This window comes from Rhizobium sp. PRIMUS64, from assembly GCF_023006465.1.
In the GTDB taxonomy this organism is placed as follows: Bacteria; Pseudomonadota; Alphaproteobacteria; order Rhizobiales; family Rhizobiaceae; genus Rhizobium; species Rhizobium leguminosarum.
Window position 1 is genome coordinate 26,337 of record NZ_JALBGX010000026.1, and the last position, 15,633, is coordinate 41,969.

Below are 15,633 nucleotides of genomic sequence, written 5' to 3' on the forward strand. Positions count from 1 at the left end.
TTTTATTCCAGTTTCCATGCCAGATTGCAACCGCTAGCCTTAATGCATGTCGCCCAAGGGGCCACGACATGCATCGAATAAAGGCTGCAGGGCGGTATATAAAAGTTTGCGGCAAGGGGATGGGTTGATGGTCGCGCGTGTCAGTACGGTTGCATTTCAGGGTATCGAAGGTGTGCCGGTCGAGGTCCAGGTCATGGTCGCTCCCGGAAAGGTCGGGATGCAGATCGTCGGCCTGCCTGACAAGGCGGTTGCCGAAAGCCGCGAGCGCGTGCAGGCCGCCCTCCACGCCTCCGGCCTGGCGCTGCCGGCCAAGCGGGTGACCGTCAATCTGGCGCCTGCTGACCTGCCGAAGGAAGGCTCGCATTTCGATCTGCCGATCGCGCTTGCCCTGATGGCTGCCCTCGGCGCCATTCCCGCCGATGCGCTGTCCGATTTTGTCGTCGTCGGCGAGCTCAATCTCGACGGCACGATCGCCGCCATATCAGGCGCGCTGCCGGCCGCGATCGGCGCCAATGCGCTCGGCAAGGGGCTGATCTGCCCCGCCGAAAGCGGCGCCGAAGCCGCCTGGGCAGGCGCCGACGTCGATATCCTTGCACCCCGCAGCCTGATTGCGCTTGCCAATCATTTCCGCGGCACGCAAGTCCTATCCAGGCCGGAGGCGTCGATCCGCGCCAATGCCGCAAACCTGCCGGATCTCGCCGAGATCAAGGGTCAGGAAAGCGCCAAGCGGGCGCTCGAGGTGGCGGCCGCCGGTGGCCATAATCTGCTGATGGTCGGTCCTCCGGGCTCCGGCAAGTCGATGCTGGCGGCCAGGCTGCCGTCGATCCTGCCGCCGCTCTCGGCCGCCGAGCTGCTTGAAGTCTCGATGGTGCATTCGATCGCCGGCCAGCTCTCCGGCGGCAAGCTTTCCGATCGCCGGCCCTTCCGCACCCCGCATCATTCCGCCACCATGGCGGCCCTCGTCGGCGGTGGCCTGCGCGCCCGTCCAGGCGAAGCCTCGCTTGCCCATCACGGCGTGCTGTTTCTCGACGAGTTCCCCGAATTTACGCCGCAGGCGCTCGATGCGCTGCGCCAGCCGCTCGAAGGCGGCGAATGCGTCATTGCCCGTGCCAATCACCGCGTCTCCTATCCGGCGAGATTCCAGCTGATCGCGGCGATGAACCCCTGCCGCTGTGGCATGGCCGGCGAGCCGGGCCATACCTGCGCCCGCGGGCCGCGCTGCATGAGCGATTACCAGGCCCGCATCTCCGGCCCGCTGATGGACCGCATCGATATCCGCATCGATGTGCCGGCCGTCTCCGCTGCCGATCTCATCCGGCCGATGGCGGCTGAAACCAGCGCCGATGTCGCCCGCCGCGTCGCCCGCGCCCGCGCAATCCAGCAGGAGCGCTTCGAAAGCACCGGCGCCAAGGGCATCGGCACCAATGCCCGCTGCTCTACGGCGATGATCGAGAAACTGGCCGAGCCCGATGCCAGCGGCCTGCAGCTGCTGCGCGACGCCGCCGAGAAGATGAAGTTCTCCGCCCGCGGTTACCACCGCGTGCTCAAGGTCGCCCGCACGCTGGCCGATCTCGACGGCAAGCCGACAGTCGGCCGCATCCATCTCGCCGAAGCGATCTCCTACCGCATCGCTGGTGAGAGGTTGACGGCGGCGGCATAAGAAGAGGGGCGGATGCGCGCAGATATTTTGAAGTACTAGTCGTCAGGCCGCTCACCGATCTGCCGATCGCGCTGGCGCTGCCCTCAGCGAAATCCCCGCTGGTGCGCTGCCGGATTATGAGATTATGTCGCTGTCCGCGAACCCAACCCCGACGGAACGATTGATCGCTGCCGTTATGGCGCGCTGCCGGCCGCGAATGCTCTTGGCAGGGGCTGACCTGCCAGAAGCGGTGCCGAAGCTGCCTAGGACGCCGATTTAAACATCCCTCTGGTTGCTTATCCGTTAGGGGTAAGGGCCTCTCCTCACTTCGTCGCTATTTACAATATTAGATTCAGCTGAAAAAATTTCGAGAAGGATGTCGGTCCGTTCGACATAGTCGATCGGAGGTGACGGATAAGAAAGCTGCCGGGGATGTAGATGAGTAACGAATATCCGGGCTCGAACGCTAACCCATCGGAGGTTCTAGACTTAGCGAATGCCTACTCTCTCGCTTCGAAATTCCTGTTCGGGAAGGGTCAGAAGCGAGTTGCAATATCCATTGCTCCAGCTCGAATGTGCGCCATTCACGCTATCGAACTCTACTTAAATGCCTTCCTGCGCCATGAAGGCGTTGCTCCAGAAGAAATACGAAAACGGATGCACAATCTCGCTGAGCCTTTGTTCGTTGCCAAACTTAAACTGAGAAAGAAGACTGCCTTGCATCTCGAGGCAATGACAGCAAAGCGTGAGTACATCATATCGCGCTATGCTCCGGAGCGGACGAGAGAGCACACTGAGCTGACTCGTTTGACCGCGACGCTGGCGGAAGTCATGGCGAAGGTTGGCAAACACCTGCATTCAACGAGCTCAGGTGGACATCGACAATCGTTATTACGGACTGCCACAGAACTTTCGTCCCACGTCGATTGGGATGCAGGTGACGGCACAAATGATGGGGCGCCGAAGCGCCCCGATATTCTGCAGGATAAATTGCCGGCGGAAAGGCCCCGCCATAGCCACCTTTAGCTCCCGAGCCCTTCAAACAGCGCCGTCGACAGATAACGCTCCGCAAAGGACGGGATGATGATGACGATGTTCTTGCCGGCGTTCTCGGGACGGATGCCGACCTTGATGGCGGCGGTCAGTGCTGCACCCGAGGAGATGCCGACCGGCACGCCTTCGAGCCGGGCGACGAGGCGTGCCTGTTCGAAGGCCTCGTCGTTGGAAACGGTGACGACTTCGTCATAGATGCCGGTATCGAGGATCTTTGGCGCGAAGCCGGCGCCGATGCCCTGGATCTTGTGCGGGCCGGGGTTGCCGCCGGATAGGATCGGCGAATCGGCCGGTTCGACGGCGATGATCTTGATCTCGGGCTTGCGGCTCTTCAGCACTTGTCCGACGCCGGTGATCGTGCCGCCGGTGCCGATGCCCGAGACGACGATATCGACCGTGCCGTCGGTATCGTTCCAGATTTCCTCGGCCGTCGTCTTGCGGTGGATCTCGGGATTATCAGGGTTTTCGAACTGCTGCGGAATGACGGCATCGGGAAGGGAGGACGCCAGTTCCTCGGCCTTGGCGATGGCGCCCTTCATGCCCTTTGGCCCCTCGGTCAGCACCAGCTCGGCGCCGAGCAGCGCCAGCATCTTGCGGCGCTCGACCGACATCGTCTCCGGCATGGTGAGGATCAGCCGATAGCCCTTGGCGGCGGCGGCAAAGGCGAGCGCGATGCCGGTATTGCCGGAGGTCGGCTCGATCAGCACCGTCTTGCCGGGGGTGATCTTGCCTTGCGCTTCGAGGCCCTCGATCATCGCGACGCCGATACGGTCCTTCACGGATGCGATCGGGTTGAAGAATTCGAGCTTGCCGATCAGGTTCGCCACGACGCCTTTTTCCCGCGCCAGCTTGTCGAAGCGCACGAGCGGCGTGTCGCCGATGGTCTCGGTGATCGAGGAATAGATGCGGCCGCGGCCGGGCTTGTGCGACATGGGTGCTCTCCCTTTGAAATCCTGCTCCTGAAATCGAGGGGGAGAATAGGGTCAAAGACCCGTCTAGGCCAGACCGCGTTCGACCTGGAGGAGCGGTCAGGAGAGAAAAAAACCTTTGATAACCGTTTCTTGCCGAATGTTTATTTCAGGCCGCCCGCGTGGCGATGAAGGCGGCCGTGCCGGCGAGGATGCCGGCGGCAACCCGGTTCAGCGCCTGCAAGGCCCGCGGCTCTCTCAGCATCGTGCGGGCCCGCGAGGCAAGCAGCATATAGGGCACAAGCACGACGATCAGCACGACGAAGGTGGCGGCGAGCAGGATCGCATAGTCGCGCAGGCCGATATTGCCGATATCGATCAGCGTCGGCACCAGGGCGACATAGAAGAGCATCGTCTTCGGATTGCCGAGCGTCACCAGCAGGCCGGAGAGGAAGGACAGGCCGATATTGGTCGATTTCCGTGCCGCAATATCCTGCGGCAGCAGCCCCGCCGTCCAGAGTTTCCAGGCGATGTAGCCGAGATAGAGGACGCCGGCGATCTTGATTGTTATGAACACCTCGGTGAAGGTCTGCGCCACGAAGGCAAGGCCGAGAATGACCGCTGTGAGATAGGTCATGTCGCCGATCACCAGGCCGAGACCCATGAAGAAGGTCTCGCGGAAATTCGAGCCGAGCGCACGCGCGACGATTGCGGTAATCCCGGGTCCCGGAATGGCCGCGGCGATGAACAGCGCTCCGGCATAGGTGATCAGGACGGTGAGGCTCATCTTCTTAACCCTCAGGGCTTCCACCGCCCATCTATAGGCAAGCGCCGCTTCTTCATCAATGCTTTGGCGCTGATCGGTCCATAACCATAAGGAATAGGTCTGCTAGACCATGATCTACTTGGAAAGCGACCCGGCCTTGCTATTTCTCTCTCTGCAAATGCGCGATCAGCGCGGCCCGCCGCGGTTGTCCCGGCCGGTGGCGCTAGAGATTTTCATCACCAAGGAGAGATTAAATGTCCCATACGCCAGCCGAAACCCGCAGGCTTTCGCCACTCAAGACGCCGTCCAGCCTGCCGACCAACGCCATTACCGATATTTCGGCGGCGCTGACCGCACTGCTCGCCGATGTCTTTACGCTTTATGTGAAGACCAAGAATTTCCATTGGCACATGTCCGGCCCGCATTTTCGCGACTATCATCTGCTGCTCGACGAACAGGCGGAACAGATCTTCGCGATGACCGACGACATTGCCGAGCGTGCCCGCAAGATCGGCGGCACGACGCTCCGCTCCATCGGCCAGATCGCTCGCCAGCAGCGCCTTTTGGACAATGACGCGGATTTCGTCACGCCCGAAGACATGTTGTCGGAACTGCGCGAGGACAACGCTCAACTCGTTTCGCTGCTGCGCGAAGTGCATGGCCTTTGCGACGAGCACAATGATGTCGCAACCGCCAGCCTGATCGAGAACTGGATCGACGAGGGCGAGCGCCGCACCTGGTTCCTGTTCGAAACGACGCGCCCGCAGAGGTAATGTCGGCAACCGGGCGTCTCGGCCATCCCGATCGAACGCCCGGTTCAGCTCTCCACCGCCCGCGGCCGCAGCCAGCGCGGCGTCCAGCCGAGATTCATGCCGGCGGCGGCAAGGAGAATGATCGCGGCGCCTGCGATCTGCATCGGCTGCAGCGCGTGGCCGAAGGCCAGCCGGTCGACGAGGATCGCCGCGATCGGATAGATGAAGGACAGGGCGCCCGTGAGATGCGTCGGCAGCCTCTGGATCGCACCGTAGAGCAGCACATACATCAGCCCGGTATGGACGACGCCGACGGTCACCAGGATCGCCCAGGATCCGACATCGCCGGGCGGATGAGAAAAATCGGTCATCGGCGCCAGCATCAGCATGCCGGTTGCGACCTGGATGAGCGCGATCAGATGCGGCGGCGTGCCTTTCAGCCATTTCGCGGCAAGGGCGGCGAGCGCGTAGAAGAAGGCGGCACCGAGCGCCATCAGGATGCCGAGGCCGTAACCGTCAGATGCCGCCCCGCCTGTCCCCGGTTTTGCCTCGACGATGGCAATCATGCCGGCGAAGGCGAGTGTCAGCCAGAACAGCTTGGTGGCCGTGATCTTCTCGCCGAGAAAAAGCGCGCCGAGCACGAGCAGCATGAAAGGCTGGGTGTTGTAAACCGTCGTCGCGATCGAGATCGTCGCATGCGAGTAGGAGGCAAACAGCAGCAGCCAGTTCAAGACGATGGCGATACCGCCTGATATGGCGATGCCGAAGGCGCGCAGCGTGATGATGCCTGGCCGCAGCAGCCCGAGAGCACCGCAGATGACAAGCAAAGTGAGCGCGCCGAACAGGCAGCGCCAGAAGACCACGCCGCTGACAGGCTGGCCCGACATGACGACGAACCAACCGATCGTCCCCGAGATCAGCATCGCTGCCGTCATTTCCACCGTGCCTCTTTTGATGTCACTGCCCATGATTGCCTCCATTTCGGTGGCATAAGAATATTGCGGCGATAGGCGATTTTATATAAGGATAAGAAGGAAGATGATCGATGTTGCCTAATCATAAGAGGAGAATATCTCGCCGTGGCTAATGATGTGCAATCGCTCGACGAAATTGATCAGGCCATTCTGGAGGCGCTGGCCGGGAATGCGCGGATCTCGCTGAAGGAACTGGCCCAGCAGGTCGGCCTCTCTTCGCCGAGTGCGGCCGAGCGCCTGCGGCGGTTGGAGGAGCGTGGCGTCATCAAGGCCTTCACCATTGATCTCGATCCCGCCGCCGTCGGTTATCCCCTGCAGGCGATCGTGCGCGTGCGTCCGCTGCCGGGGCAGTTGCACATCGTCGAGCGCATCATCGAGGAAATTCCCGAAATCATCGAATGCGACAAGGTGACGGGTGATGATTGTTTTATCGCCCGCCTGGTCATCCGCTCGATGGCCGATCTCGACGGCATCCTCGACCGGGTTGCCGAAAGGGCGGAGACCAACACCGCGATGATCAAGGCCTCGCCCGTCAAACGCCGCCTGCCGCCGCTTTCCCGGCGGAAATAGGGGGCGGCGAAACGCCTTTTTGTTTTTGCGCATTCCGGTCGCAAAACCGCTGCGCAGTTTTGCTGGAACTGCTCTAGAATTCCGCCATCGGCGACAACATCGCCGGAAAATCCGGGGTGGCATGGCCGAGCCCGCGCAGCATCAACCTCGTGCCGCTTTCCAACGGTTGCGGAACACCGTCCCAGCCGAGCTTGTCGGGACGGAAAAGCACTTCGACAGAGGCGGGGGCGATCTCCAGTCCGCCAAGGATCGCTGCAAGCGACGGTATGTCAGCCGCCACGACGTCGAGGAGGCTGAAGCGGCCTGCCTCATCCATCTTCCATGCGATCGCCGCCTGCCGGTCTTCCAGGAAGCTGATGTGGATATCGGGATCGAGCCGGGTGTTGATCAGAAACATCGCCGCATTGACTGTGACCGCCAGCGAGGTCGAAACCGGGCGTCGTCTTTTCAGCAGCGATTGCAGCAGGGCAAGATCATCCGCGTTTGTCGGCAAAAGCGGCCGGGCGCGGGCGGCGGAAGACGAAGGGTCGGGCGTCGGTCCCTCGTATCGGTGCAGCGCTATCGCGCGGAAACCGTAGGGTTCGTAGAGCGACGGTTTGTCGGTATAGAGGATGACGGCTTCAAAGCCCTGTCGCTCGCACCAGTCGAGGGCTTTTACCGTGACGTCGCGATAGAGCCCGCGGCCGCGCCATGGCGGCCGCACGGCGCCGGATTGCAGGCCGGCGGCATGGACGTTCCTGCCGTTGAGGACGAAGGGCAGCGCAAAGGCCGAGATATTCGCCGCAAGTTCCCCTTCGGCGTCGAACCAGCCGAAGGGCATGCTGGTGGGGTCGGGGCCGCCGAGCTGTTGCAGCGGTCCGATATCGATGCCGAAAATATCCCTGAGCAGGCAGACCAGCGCCGCCCAGCCGGCGGGGTCGCCGAAATAATCCTGCCGGAAGGTCAGGCCCGCGCTGTCGAGGCGCTGTGCCATCAGACGCCGGTGGAGCCGAAACCGCCTGCGCCGCGCACCGTTTCGCTTGCCTCGGTGATCTCCACCACCCGTGCCTGGGTCACCGGCGCGATCACCATCTGGGCGATGCGCATGCCGCGCGAAATGACGAAGGCTTCCTCGCCGAGATTGACGAGCAGCACCTTCACTTCGCCGCGATAGTCGCTGTCGACGGTACCAGGCGAATTCAGGCAGGTGATGCCGTTTTTGAAGGCAAGGCCGGAACGCGGCCGCACCTGTCCCTCGAAATGCTCGGGGATCTCGAAGATGAAGCCGGTCGGCACCAGCGCCCGTTTGCCGGGCAGAAGCGTCAGCGGTGCTGCCTCGTCAACGGCAGCGCGCAGGTCCATGCCGGCCGCCCCCTTGCTTTCATAGGCGGGCAGATCGAGGCCTTCGCCATTCGGCAGGCGGATGAGTTTCAGCCTGGGGCTGACGTCGTGATGAATGTTCATGGGCCATTACTTTGCGCGCGCGACGCCGAGGTCAATTGCAAAGTCGGCCTTTAGTCGCTAGATACGCGGCAATTCCACAGGATTCACATTATGGCCGAAAGTCTCGCCGAGGCGGTCTCCCGCCGCCGCACATTCGCTATTATCGCCCACCCGGACGCGGGTAAGACGACGCTCACCGAAAAGCTGCTGCTGTTCGGCGGCGCCATTCAGCTTGCCGGCGAAGTCAAGGCAAAGAAGGATCGCATGCAGACGCGCTCCGACTGGATGAAGATCGAGCGCGAACGCGGCATCTCCGTCGTCACCTCGGTGATGACCTTCGAATATAACGATAATGTCTTCAATATCCTCGACACGCCGGGTCACGAGGATTTCGCCGACGACACCTATCGCACGCTGACGGCCGTCGATGCCGCGGTCATGGTCATCGATGCCGCCAAGGGCATCGAGCCGCGCACGCTGAAGCTCTTCGAAGTCTGCCGCATGCGCGATATTCCGATCATCACCTTTATCAACAAGATGGACCGCGAAAGCCGCGATCCCTTCGAGATCCTCGACGAGGTGGAAGAGAAGCTGGCGCTGGATACCGCGCCGATCACCTGGCCGATCGGCCGCTCCAAGACCTTTTGCGGCTCCTACAATATCGCCGCCAACACGGTGCGCGGTTCGGATACCGAAATCGAGGGAACGCCGGTCAACGGTCCGCAAAGCGTCGCCGGTAGGCTGCCCGAAAACGAGCGTAAGGCTTTTGTCGAGGAGACCGAACTGGCGATCGAGGCCTGCCGTCCGTTCGACCGCGAATCCTTCCTGGAAGGCCATATGACGCCTGTCTTTTTCGGCTCGGCGCTGCGCAATTACGGCGTTCGCGATCTCATCAACGCGCTCGGCGATTTCGCGCCGCCGCCGCGTGACCAGGTCGCCGATACCCGAACCGTGCATGCGACCGACGACAAGATGACGGCCTTCGTCTTCAAGATCCAGGCCAACATGGACCCCAACCACCGCGACCGCATCGCCTTTGCCCGCATCTGCTCCGGCAAGCTCGAGCGCGGTATGAAGGCAAGGCTCGCCCGCACCGGCAAGCAGCTGGGCCTGACGGCGCCGCAATTCTTCTTCGCCTCGCAGCGCCAGCTCGCCGACACCGCCTATGCCGGCGACGTCGTCGGCATTCCCAACCACGGCACGCTCCGGATCGGCGATACGCTGACCGAAGGTGAATCGCTGGTCTTCCAGGGCGTGCCGAACTTCTCGCCGGAGATCCTGCGCCGCGTGCGCCTGGAAGACGCGATGAAGGCGAAGAAGCTGAAGGAAGCCCTGCAGCAGATGGCCGAAGAAGGCGTCGTCCAGCTGTTCTCGCCGGAAGACGGCTCGCCGGCGATCGTCGGCGTCGTCGGCGCCCTGCAGCTCGACGTCTTGAAGGAGCGGCTGATGGCCGAATACGGCTTGCCGGTCTCCTTCGAAATGTCGCGTTTCTCCGTCTGCCGCTGGATCTCGGCCGAGCAGCCGGCCGATCTCGAGAAATTCCTCACCGTCAAACGCGGCGATATCGCCCGCGACCTCGACGGCGACCCGGTCTTCCTCGCCCAGGACGGTTTCTCGCTGCGTTACGAGTCCGAGCGCCATCCGACGATCAAGATGGTCGCCATCAAGGAATATCACGCCGCAAAGGCGGCGTGATCTCTACAGCGCCGCGCGTCTTTTCAGACGCGCAAAGGACGCTGTAGCACTTTGAACTACCGCATAATTCCTTAAATCAATTCCGACTTAAGGAGTTATGCGGGGCCGCCAGCCGTTCGGCCAGGAAATCGACGACGGCGCGCACTGCCGGCAGTTGGCCACGCCGATGCGGCATCAGGATCGTCGTCTCGATGCTGCCCGCCGTCCATTCCGGAAGCACCCGCACCAGCCGCCCGTCTGCCAGCGCCTTGCGGCAGACGGATGTCGGCAGGCAGGTAATGCCAAGCCCCGACACGGCCATTTCCATCAAGACATAGGGTTCATCCGCCGCCATGACGGAATGCAGCGTGACGAGAGCCTCATCGCCGCCATCGGAGTGGAGCCGCCATTGGTTTTCCGTCAGGCTGGTCATGATCGTCGCATGCTGCGCCAGTTCCTCCGGCAGGCGCGGCTGCCCATGGGTGCTGATATAATCCGGCGAGGCGAGGATGAAGAAAGGGTGGCTGGCGAGCTTCCGCTGTACCAGTGCGGAATCCGGCAGCGGCCCGCGATGGCTGCGCAGCGCGATGTCGAAACCTTCCTGCACGATGTCGACAAAACGGTCCGTCACGTGCACGGAAAGCCTGAGCTTCGGATATCGCGCTGCCAGCGCCGGCAGATGCTCCGTCAAGGTAAACTGTGCCGTCGGCACCGAGGCGGTGAGGCGAACGCTGCCGGCGGGTTCAGCCAGATGCCGCCGCACGATGCCTTCGGCCATCTCCGCCTCGATGATCGAGGCCTGGGCGTGCTGAAAGAATTCCCGGCCGAGCTCGGTCAGCGCGAAGCTTCGCGACGTGCGCTGGATCAGCCTGACGCCAAGCCGTGCCTCCAGCTCCGCAACGCGTTTGCTCACAGTCGATTTCGGAATACCGAGATGCCTGGCGGCGGCGGTAAAACTGCCGCTGTCGACGGCCTGCACGAAGAGATGGAGGTCGTTGAGGTTGAAGAGCGCCATTGTCATCTTCCAGATATGTGGACATTGCGACGCATTTATAGCCTCTACCGCAGGATCGTCCACATCTTCACATTCATCGTGTCCAACGGGTTCAATTCTGAAAGGAACGATTGATGTCACCCATATTGTTTTACGGCGTGCCGGAGGGCTGCTCCTTCGGCTCGATCGTCGCGCTGGAATGGTCCGGCCTGCCTTACCGGCTCTGCCGCGTCGAGATGCCGGAAATGGTTTCCAGTGAAGACTACATCAGGATCAACGCAGTCGGCGAAACGCCGTCGCTGCTGCTCGAGGATGGCAGGACGATCAGCGAAAGCATGGCGATCCTCCATCATATCGGCGCTCGGGCGATCGGCGGCGGTCTGGGTTTTGCACAGGGGTCGGAGGATTTCGATCGGCTGAACCAGATGCTTGCCTTTCTCAACACCAGTTTCTTCAAGGCTTTCGGCCCGCTCTGGTATGCGTTCGAACACCCGCTGGAGCCGCAGCAGAAGCAGGCCCTCACAGCCTATGGCAGCGCGGCGGTCGAAAAGGCGCATCAGACGCTGGAGCGTCTGCTCGATGGCCGCGAATGGCTTCTGGGCAACGGGCCGAGCCTGGCGGACGCTTATTTCGTCGGGATCGCCCGATGGAACGATTTCCACAAGGTCGTCGACCGCCGGGTGTTTCCCGGCCTGCATCGCCTCTATGAGCGCATGCAGCAGGAGCCGGCCGTGCGTTTTGCCCATGCGATCGAGCATCGGCAGGAGGCGAAAAGCAGCGGCGGTTTCCGCGGCGAGGTCGATCTGGCCGAAGCGCTCGGCCTGTTGAAACAGGCGGCCTGATCGCCGCCGCCGTCGCACCCCTGCGGTGCGACGGCCAATGTGCCTTAGCCGGCAGCGATGATCTCGATCTCGACCAGCCAGTCGTCGCGCAGCGTTTCGACGATGATCGCCGTGGTCGGCACGGCGCGGCCGTTGAGGGCCCGAAGGCGGGCATCCTGGTTCGCCTCCATAAAGGCGCCGTTGCTGAGATAGCTCGTCAGCCGCACGATATTGTCCACGGTCATATCAGCGGAAGTGAGGATGGCGCGCAGATTGGACCAGATGAGCTCCAGCTGTCCTTCCAGATCGGCCGCCGCCATTCCCTCGTGATCGAGACCCATGGTGCCGCTGACGAAGAGCAGCCGGGATGGATGCCTGACCTCCAGCGCATGGATGTAATCAGGGCCGGTGGGATAGACCCCACTTGCCGGATTGCGCGCGATCATCTCCATGAAATCTCTCATCCTCCGAATATTCTGTTGAATAATGGCAGTATCGACGATTATTCTTCGACAGAAAGGGGCTTTTGCGGAATGACGAAAAATACAGAGGATCTTCGGCAAAGACGCCCACAGCAGCCGGTCATCGATGCCTTCGACCGAAAAATATTAGCCGCGCTCGCCGCCGACAGCAGCCAGAGCTATGCCAGGCTTGGCGAAACGGTTGGCCTGTCGGCGCCGGCCGTGCATGAGCGTGTGCGCCGCCTGAGACAGTCCGGCACCATCAAGGGCGTGCATGCCGCGCTGGACGGCGCAGCGCTCGGCAAACCGCTGCTTGCTTTCGTGCATGTGGAAGCGGCCGGCTGGGGCAAGAGCGAGCGGCTGATGCAGGTTCTGCAGTTTCCCGAGGTCGAGGAGATGCATTCGGTCGCCGGCGACGCCAGCGTTCTCTTCAAGGTCCGCACCGCCAGCCCGCAGGCCTTGGAGGCTTTTCTCTCGCAGATCCATGCCGTTCCCGGCGTCACCGGCACCCGCAGCTATATCGCGCTTTCCACCTATCTGGAGCGTCCGGTACAGGCCGGCGTCACCGACAGTTGGCCTGATATGCATCTGCCGGAATAGGCTCGCGGCACGTTATGAACGAGATGTTCCATGAAATATAACGGCATGGCATAGTCCCGGCCGATTTTGCGGTTGGAATGAGGAAAAGCGATGGTCCGTGAGAATGAAATCCGCGAAAACGAAGTGGCAATTGAGCCGCCGGCGCCGACGGATGCAGGCCTCGTTTTCATCGGACGCATCGCCACGCCGTGGACGTCACGGCTGGAAACGCCGCGTCAGGGCCGTCATGATGGCCCCATCTGCCGGATCGAGATCTTCGAGCCCTGGGTGCCGGCACTACAGGGCGTCGAGGCTTTCGAGCGGCTGGAGGTCCTCTACTGGCTCGATCGCTCTCGCCGCGACCTGCTTCTGCAAAGCCCGGCGCGAACCGGCAAGACCCACGGGACCTTTTCGCTTCGCTCGCCGGTCCGGCCCAATCCGATCGGCACCTCGATCGTCCGGCTCGAAGCCGTCGAAGGCGCGATTCTGCTCGTGCGCGGTCTCGATTGTCTCGACGGCACGCCGCTTCTTGACCTGAAGCCGGACCGCACGCTCTTCACGCCAATCGCACCGCCGCAGCCGGGCGATTTTCAAACCGGCTGACGATCGGGCTGATGATCGTCAGTCAACCGCGACCATGACATCGGAGGCCTTGATGACAGCATAGGCATCCGAACCGACCGCAAGACCGAGTTCGTCGACGGCCTCGTTGGTGATCGAAGCGGTGACGATCGTGCCATTGCCGATGTCGATACGGACATGGGCGGTCGTCGCGCCTTTGACGACCTCGACCACTTTGCCCTTGATACGGTTGCGCGCACTGATCCTCATGGCTTTCTCCGGGTTCCTATCCGCCCAGCCTGACCGCTGTCCCTGCCGCTCGTCAAGCCGGCATCAAGTTAATCCTCACCCTCGAAACGTGGCAGCGGCTCGATATTCTCCACCCCGGGCAAAGCCGACCGGCACCATATCTGTTTCCTGGGCGTCAGCTCCCGCCGCTGGTCGATGCTGCCGACGCGGATACCGATCGCGCCGCCTTCGCCATCCGTGCGGTAGAGCGGCGATCCGCAATTCGGGCAGAAGAATTGCCGGCTGAGACCGCCGCTGTCGCCATATTTTGCGTAGCCTCTCGGCTCGCCTGATAGGAGTGTGAAACTTGCCGGCCGCGCCGGTGCGGTGATGCGATAGGCGGAGCCCGTCAACCGCTGGCAATCGGTGCAATGGCAGATCGAGATCCGCTCTGCATCGATCTCCGCCTGATAGCGGATCGCGCCGCAATGGCATCCTCCGGTGATATGCATCGGCAAGCCCCCAAAGCATGTCGCGCAAAAGTGTAGACCGGTTTTGCGATCATGACATGCGGAAAACAAAGAACCAAAGCGTGGCAGGCGAATCTGATCGCGCCACGCTTTACTCTGCCGGCTGAGCGGCCGGGTGTGAGGCGTAGAAGGCCTTCGCATCCGCCGTGAAGGCGGCCCGCTGATCGGCTTTCGTATAGAACATATGCCCGCCGCGATAAAGCTTTAGCCCGACGCGGCCGTCGGCGAGCGAGGGCGGCAGATGGTCGACGACGTAGCGGCTGACGCTGTAAGGCGTCACCAGATCGCTGTAGCCATGCGCGATCAGCAGGTGGAATGCCGAGTTCGAGGCGAGCAGCTGCCGGATGTCGTCGGTGGCGCTGGCCTGGAAGCGCGATCCGCCGCCGCGCCCGCCGCCCCATTCCCAGCGCCGGCTGATATCGCCGTCGAGCAGCGAATAGGTCATCTCCGTCTTGAAGCCGAGCTCGTTGCGGGCGTAATCGGCAAAGGCGCCGCCATAGGCGCGGGTGAAGCCGTCAAGGATGGCGTCGTCGCCGCGGTCGTAATCCGATTCCGGATAGGGATCGGGTGCTGCAAAGGAGGCGTCGTAGGCGCTCATCACCTCGCCGCCCCCATCTGAATGTTTGACGAAGGAACTGCCGAGGAAGCCGCGGTTGCGGGTGACGATATCCTCTGGAATGCCCGTCAGGCGCGCGATCCTGCCATAGAAGGCGGCGGCATCGGCACCCATCGGCGGTGGTCCGGCCAGCGTCGTCAGATAGTCGCCGAGCGCGAAGGTCTCGGCCTCCTTCTGCTTCTCTTCGTCAAAGGCCTTGTGCCGGTCGAGTTCGGCCGCCGCCAGTGACGGCAGCTCCAGCGCCGCGCCGAGCGCAAACTGATCGGCATTGAACATCAGCTGGCCCTCGAGCAGGGGGGAAAGCATCACAGCACCGGCGACGATGATGCCCTGGCTTTCCTGCAGCACCGAGGCGACCTTGGCCGCACGGAAGCCGCCATAACTCTCGCCGAGAAGATATTTCGGCGAGTTGGAACGGTTGTTGTGCGCGACATAGAGCGCAATCGCCTTGGCGATGCTCTGGGCATCGGCACTGACGTTATAATAATTGGAGGCGTCGTCGGCCTTTGCCGTCCGGCTCCAGCCGGTACCGATCGGGTCGATCAGCACGATATCGGTGAAATCGAGCCAGCTTTGCGGATTGTCGACGAGTTTCGCATTGGCGCCGTCACGTCCATCCGGCCCGAAATCGAGCACCTTCGGCCCGACCAGCCCGAGATGCAGGAAGGCGGAAGCAGCACCCGGCCCGCCGTTGAAGGCAAAGGTCAGAGGCCGGTTCGGCCCGCCATCCCTTGCGACATAGGCGGTGTAGAAGACCGCGCCGGTCTGTACGCCGTCCTGGCCGAAGAGATCCAGCGTGCCGGCGGTGGCAGTATAGGCAATCTTCCGGCCGCCGATCGTCAGCGCGTGCTCTGTGACGGAATCGGCCGGCAGCAGCTTCAATACGCCGTCGCGCGCGCCGCTCTGGACATTCGCCCTCGGTGGATCGCTTTCCTGCGCATGGGAAAGGGCAGGTGCCAGCGACGCCATAAACGCGGCGAGCAGAAACAAGATTCGGATGCGCAAGATGTCTCCTCCGGCGTGGGGAATGAGAGGCTGAGATAGCGTAGCATCCGCGGCCGACGACCGACATCAAGAGATGGTGA

18 protein-coding genes are annotated in these 15,633 nt (G+C 62.3%); 8 read left to right on the forward strand and 10 right to left on the reverse strand.

Translation table 11 applies throughout. The annotated features are described in order from the left end of the window. Positions 1-127 precede the first annotated feature (127 nt). Both MOV76_RS13315 and MOV76_RS13320 read left to right on the forward strand, forming a co-directional pair. Positions 128-1,660 carry a YifB family Mg chelatase-like AAA ATPase gene (locus MOV76_RS13315; protein ID WP_247264690.1) on the forward strand — a complete coding sequence of 511 codons (1,533 nt, stop codon included), beginning with the start codon at positions 128-130 and terminating at the stop codon, positions 1,658-1,660. 417 nt (positions 1,661-2,077) lie between these two features. Further along, positions 2,078-2,665, forward strand: a complete 588-nt coding sequence (locus MOV76_RS13320) for a hypothetical protein (RefSeq protein ID WP_247264691.1) — start codon at positions 2,078-2,080, stop codon at positions 2,663-2,665. Here the strand turns inward: MOV76_RS13320 and cysK are convergent. Then, entirely contained in the window at positions 2,662-3,624 is a 963-nt protein-coding gene (cysK, locus tag MOV76_RS13325; protein ID WP_018244449.1) for a cysteine synthase A, read from the reverse strand. The two genes, MOV76_RS13320 and cysK, sit on opposite strands and share 4 nt — an antisense overlap. Before the next feature lie 145 nt (positions 3,625-3,769). Then, positions 3,770-4,387 (reverse strand): LysE family translocator, encoded by a 618-nt coding sequence (locus MOV76_RS13330; RefSeq protein ID WP_128408388.1) that lies wholly within the window; start codon positions 4,385-4,387, stop codon positions 3,770-3,772. Between the two features lie 233 nt (positions 4,388-4,620). Between MOV76_RS13330 and MOV76_RS13335 the strand changes: the two genes are divergently transcribed. After that, the gene (locus MOV76_RS13335; RefSeq protein WP_018447826.1) at positions 4,621-5,139 is read left to right on the forward strand and encodes a Dps family protein; all 519 of its coding nucleotides are present in this window, start codon (positions 4,621-4,623) and stop codon (positions 5,137-5,139) included. 44 nt (positions 5,140-5,183) lie between these two features. Here MOV76_RS13335 and MOV76_RS13340 read toward each other — a convergent pair whose 3' ends face one another. After that, positions 5,184-6,098: a DMT family transporter gene (locus MOV76_RS13340; RefSeq protein ID WP_018244452.1), complete on the reverse strand. Its 915-nt coding sequence runs from the start codon at positions 6,096-6,098 to the stop codon at positions 5,184-5,186. A gap of 99 nt (positions 6,099-6,197) precedes the next feature. On the opposite strand from MOV76_RS13340, the gene MOV76_RS13345 reads away from it, so the two are divergent. Then, positions 6,198-6,662 carry an Lrp/AsnC family transcriptional regulator gene (locus MOV76_RS13345; RefSeq protein ID WP_018244453.1) on the forward strand — a complete coding sequence of 155 codons (465 nt, stop codon included), beginning with the start codon at positions 6,198-6,200 and terminating at the stop codon, positions 6,660-6,662. Positions 6,663-6,735: 73 nt separating this feature from the next. On the opposite strand, the gene MOV76_RS13350 is transcribed toward MOV76_RS13345, so the two are convergent. Then, positions 6,736-7,635, reverse strand: coding sequence for a GNAT family N-acetyltransferase (locus MOV76_RS13350; protein ID WP_247264692.1), 900 nt, complete (start codon positions 7,633-7,635; stop codon positions 6,736-6,738). Then, a complete protein-coding gene (gene dut / locus MOV76_RS13355) occupies positions 7,635-8,105 on the reverse strand; it encodes a dUTP diphosphatase (RefSeq protein WP_018244455.1) in 471 nt (156 codons plus the stop codon). The genes MOV76_RS13350 and dut overlap by 1 nt, the downstream gene beginning before the upstream one ends. A gap of 90 nt (positions 8,106-8,195) precedes the next feature. Here dut and MOV76_RS13360 point away from each other — a divergent pair, with 90 nt between their 5' ends. Further along, positions 8,196-9,779 carry a peptide chain release factor 3 gene (locus tag MOV76_RS13360; protein WP_018244456.1) on the forward strand — a complete coding sequence of 528 codons (1,584 nt, stop codon included), beginning with the start codon at positions 8,196-8,198 and terminating at the stop codon, positions 9,777-9,779. A gap of 76 nt (positions 9,780-9,855) precedes the next feature. Here MOV76_RS13360 and MOV76_RS13365 read toward each other — a convergent pair whose 3' ends face one another. Continuing rightward, positions 9,856-10,773: a LysR substrate-binding domain-containing protein gene (locus tag MOV76_RS13365; RefSeq protein WP_247264693.1), complete on the reverse strand. Its 918-nt coding sequence runs from the start codon at positions 10,771-10,773 to the stop codon at positions 9,856-9,858. 113 nt (positions 10,774-10,886) lie between these two features. Here MOV76_RS13365 and MOV76_RS13370 point away from each other — a divergent pair, with 113 nt between their 5' ends. Beyond that, positions 10,887-11,594 (forward strand): glutathione S-transferase family protein, encoded by a 708-nt coding sequence (locus MOV76_RS13370; RefSeq protein WP_247264694.1) that lies wholly within the window; start codon positions 10,887-10,889, stop codon positions 11,592-11,594. A 44-nt stretch (positions 11,595-11,638) separates the two neighbouring features. On the opposite strand, the gene MOV76_RS13375 is transcribed toward MOV76_RS13370, so the two are convergent. Further along, a complete protein-coding gene (locus tag MOV76_RS13375) occupies positions 11,639-12,025 on the reverse strand; it encodes a RidA family protein (RefSeq protein ID WP_247264695.1) in 387 nt (128 codons plus the stop codon). Between the two features lie 27 nt (positions 12,026-12,052). Between MOV76_RS13375 and MOV76_RS13380 the strand changes: the two genes are divergently transcribed. Further along, positions 12,053-12,634 (forward strand): Lrp/AsnC family transcriptional regulator, encoded by a 582-nt coding sequence (locus tag MOV76_RS13380; RefSeq protein WP_247264696.1) that lies wholly within the window; start codon positions 12,053-12,055, stop codon positions 12,632-12,634. Between the two features lie 90 nt (positions 12,635-12,724). Next, positions 12,725-13,216, forward strand: coding sequence for a tRNA (N6-threonylcarbamoyladenosine(37)-N6)-methyltransferase TrmO (gene tsaA, locus MOV76_RS13385; RefSeq protein ID WP_018447816.1), 492 nt, complete (start codon positions 12,725-12,727; stop codon positions 13,214-13,216). Positions 13,217-13,234: 18 nt separating this feature from the next. Here tsaA and MOV76_RS13390 read toward each other — a convergent pair whose 3' ends face one another. From MOV76_RS13390 to MOV76_RS13400, 3 genes are all read right to left on the reverse strand, one after another. Further along, entirely contained in the window at positions 13,235-13,444 is a 210-nt protein-coding gene (locus MOV76_RS13390; protein WP_018447815.1) for a molybdopterin-binding protein, read from the reverse strand. Between the two features lie 68 nt (positions 13,445-13,512). After that, positions 13,513-13,914: a GFA family protein gene (locus MOV76_RS13395; RefSeq protein ID WP_047617326.1), complete on the reverse strand. Its 402-nt coding sequence runs from the start codon at positions 13,912-13,914 to the stop codon at positions 13,513-13,515. 109 nt (positions 13,915-14,023) lie between these two features. After that, entirely contained in the window at positions 14,024-15,553 is a 1,530-nt protein-coding gene (locus MOV76_RS13400; protein WP_247264697.1) for a S10 family peptidase, read from the reverse strand. Positions 15,554-15,633: the final 80 nt, after the last annotated feature.

Excerpts from the sequence above, each read along its gene's own strand:
- MOV76_RS13330 (WP_128408388.1), bottom strand. The coding sequence starts at position 4,387 with ATGAGCCTCACCGTCCTGATCACCTATGCCGGAGCGCTGTTCATCGCC.
- cysK (WP_018244449.1), bottom strand. The coding sequence starts at position 3,624 with ATGTCGCACAAGCCCGGCCGCGGCCGCATCTATTCCTCGATCACCGAG.
- MOV76_RS13360 (WP_018244456.1), top strand. The coding sequence starts at position 8,196 with ATGGCCGAAAGTCTCGCCGAGGCGGTCTCCCGCCGCCGCACATTCGCT.
- MOV76_RS13370 (WP_247264694.1), top strand. The coding sequence starts at position 10,887 with ATGTCACCCATATTGTTTTACGGCGTGCCGGAGGGCTGCTCCTTCGGC.
- MOV76_RS13390 (WP_018447815.1), bottom strand. The coding sequence starts at position 13,444 with ATGAGGATCAGTGCGCGCAACCGTATCAAGGGCAAAGTGGTCGAGGTC.
- MOV76_RS13375 (WP_247264695.1), bottom strand. The coding sequence starts at position 12,025 with ATGGAGATGATCGCGCGCAATCCGGCAAGTGGGGTCTATCCCACCGGC.
- MOV76_RS13315 (WP_247264690.1), top strand. The coding sequence starts at position 128 with ATGGTCGCGCGTGTCAGTACGGTTGCATTTCAGGGTATCGAAGGTGTG.
- MOV76_RS13340 (WP_018244452.1), bottom strand. The coding sequence starts at position 6,098 with ATGGAGGCAATCATGGGCAGTGACATCAAAAGAGGCACGGTGGAAATG.
- MOV76_RS13350 (WP_247264692.1), bottom strand. The coding sequence starts at position 7,635 with ATGGCACAGCGCCTCGACAGCGCGGGCCTGACCTTCCGGCAGGATTAT.
- tsaA (WP_018447816.1), top strand. The coding sequence starts at position 12,725 with ATGGTCCGTGAGAATGAAATCCGCGAAAACGAAGTGGCAATTGAGCCG.
- MOV76_RS13365 (WP_247264693.1), bottom strand. The coding sequence starts at position 10,773 with ATGGCGCTCTTCAACCTCAACGACCTCCATCTCTTCGTGCAGGCCGTC.
- dut (WP_018244455.1), bottom strand. The coding sequence starts at position 8,105 with ATGAACATTCATCACGACGTCAGCCCCAGGCTGAAACTCATCCGCCTG.
- MOV76_RS13320 (WP_247264691.1), top strand. The coding sequence starts at position 2,078 with ATGAGTAACGAATATCCGGGCTCGAACGCTAACCCATCGGAGGTTCTA.
- MOV76_RS13395 (WP_047617326.1), bottom strand. The coding sequence starts at position 13,914 with ATGCATATCACCGGAGGATGCCATTGCGGCGCGATCCGCTATCAGGCG.
- MOV76_RS13335 (WP_018447826.1), top strand. The coding sequence starts at position 4,621 with ATGTCCCATACGCCAGCCGAAACCCGCAGGCTTTCGCCACTCAAGACG.